Origin of the sequence: Streptomyces sp. ISL-99 (assembly GCF_018614005.1) — a bacterium.
Lineage (GTDB): Bacteria > Actinomycetota > Actinomycetes > Streptomycetales > Streptomycetaceae > Streptomyces > Streptomyces flavidovirens.
Genome location: NZ_JAGGPC010000091.1, coordinates 990 through 3,058 on the forward strand (window position 1 = coordinate 990; position 2,069 = coordinate 3,058).

The window sequence follows — 2,069 nt, forward strand, 5'->3', positions numbered from 1 at the left end:
CCCTGGTCGAGGAGATCCGCGAGGCGCTCTCCAACGACCTCGACGCCCCGGCCGCACTCGCCGCCGTGGACCGCTGGGCCGCCTTGCAGGCGTTCGAGGGCGGTACGGACGAGGGCGCGCCCGGCGTGGTCTCGCGCGCCGTCGACGCGCTGCTCGGCGTGGCTCTGTGATCGTGGCTCGGTAGTCGTGGCTCGGTAGGCGCTTTCCGGCCCTGCCGGCCGTGCCGCCCCCGGACCTCTCCCGAAGAGGGCCGGGGGCGGTTCTGCGCTCTGACGACTGCGGGGCGGCGCCACCCGGCGCCGCCCCGCTTCACTCCTCTGTGGAGTCTTCCGTTCCGTCGGAGCCTTCCGCGCTTTCGGGCTGGCCGGGCTCCCCGCGCGGTGGCTTCGGGGGCCGCGTACGGCCGCTGGAGCTGTCACGCAGATACGTACCGGTGCCCTCGCTCCCGTCCGTCGCATGACCGGGGCCGGGCCCGCCGTCACGCCGTCGCAGGTACCGCTCGAACTCGCGGGCGATCGCCTCGCCCGTCGCCTCGGGAAGCTCCGCGGTGTCCCGCGCTTCCTCCAGCGACTGCACGTACTCCGCCACCTCGCTGTCCTCGGCCGCCAGTTGGTCGACGCCGACCTGCCACGCCCGTGCGTCCTCGGGCAGTTCGCCGAGCGGGATGCGCAAGTTGATGAGGTCTTCGAGGCGGTTGAGGAGCGCGAGCGTGGCCTTGGGGTTGGGGGGCTGCGACACGTAGTGCGGCACGGCGGCCCACAGGCTCACCGCCGGTACACCCGCGTGCGTGCAGGCCTCCTGGAGGATCCCGACGATGCCCGTGGGGCCTTCGTACTTGGTCTCCTCCAGATCCATGGTCCGCGCCAGGTCCGGGTCCGACGTCACGCCGCTGACCGGCACCGGTCTGGTGTGCGGGGTGTCGCCGAGCAGCGCGCCGAGGATCACGATCATCTCGACGCCCAGTTCGTGGGCGAAGCCGAGGATCTCGTTGCAGTACGAGCGCCAGCGCATGGAGGGCTCGATGCCGCGCACCAGGACCAGGTCACGGGGCTTGTCGCCGCCGATCCGCACCACGGAAAGCCGGGTGGTGGGCCAGGTGATCCTGCGGACTCCGCCGTCGATGAACACCGTGGGCCGGTTGACCTGGAAGTCGTAGTAGTCCTCGGCGTCGAGCGCCGCGAAGACCTCGCCCTTCCATTCCCGGTCCAGATGCGCGAGCGCGGTGGAGGCGGCGTCGCCGGCGTCGTTCCAGCCCTCGAACGCGGCCACCATGACCGGGTCGATCAGCTCGGGAACCCCCTCGAGCTCGATCACCCAGTGCCCCCTTTCGAAGTTCCCTTGTGCACGCATCAACCTTACGGCTTCCACCAGGTGCGGTGACGCCTGATGCGTATGCGGGAAGCGTGCCCTGCGCCCGCTGAATCAATCGAGATCAGAGACCCGATCTCCTACAGCGTAGAGCGCAGCCACTGCTCGACGCTCGCGATGTGCACCGTCGCCCACGACCTGGCGGCCTCCGCGTCCCGGTCGCGCAGGGCGGCGAGGATCGCGCGGTGTTCGTGGAGCGTACGGCCGACCGCGTCCTCCTGGGTCAGTCCGCGCCAGACGCGAGCCCCGGTGGTCGGCCCGGAGAGCCCGTCGAGGAGTGAGCACAGCACCGAGTTGCCGGAGCCCCGCACGATGCGGCGATGGAATTCGAGGTCGCTCGCGACGAGCTCCTCGACGGACGGATGCGACCCGAGCGCGTCCAACTGTGCGCTCAGTTCGTCCAGTTCCGCCTCGCCGAGGCCGGCGGCGGCCATCGCGGTCGCGGCGGGCTCCAGGATGCGGCGTACGGCCAGGAACTCCAGCACCGTGTCGTCCCGGTGGAAGTCCACGACGAAACTCATCGCTTCGAGCAGCAGTTGGGGATCCAGGCTGGTGACGTACGTACCGTCACCCTGTCGTACGTCGAGAATCCGGATCAGCGACAGGGCGCGTACCGCCTCGCGCAGCGAATTGCGCGACAGCCCCAGCTCGGCGGCGAGCTCGCTCTCCTTGGGGAGGCGGTCGCCGGGGCGCAGGGCCCC

At 70.9% G+C, this 2,069-nt stretch carries 2 protein-coding genes and 1 pseudogene; 1 reads left to right on the plus strand and 2 read right to left on the minus strand.

Annotated features, from left to right (window positions below; translation table 11 throughout):
• Positions 1-170: pseudogene (locus J7E91_RS36610) on the plus strand (cysteine--1-D-myo-inosityl 2-amino-2-deoxy-alpha-D-glucopyranoside ligase); the annotation flags it as partial.
• Between the two features lie 139 nt (positions 171-309).
• Here J7E91_RS36610 and J7E91_RS34760 read toward each other — a convergent pair.
• Both J7E91_RS34760 and J7E91_RS34765 read right to left on the minus strand, forming a co-directional pair.
• The gene (locus tag J7E91_RS34760; protein ID WP_214911326.1) at positions 310-1,314 is read right to left on the minus strand and encodes a PAC2 family protein; all 1,005 of its coding nucleotides are present in this window, start codon (positions 1,312-1,314) and stop codon (positions 310-312) included.
• 134 nt (positions 1,315-1,448) lie between these two features.
• Positions 1,449-2,069, minus strand: a 621-nt coding sequence (locus J7E91_RS34765; RefSeq protein ID WP_214911328.1) for a FadR/GntR family transcriptional regulator, incomplete at its 5' end; no start/stop codon positions are given.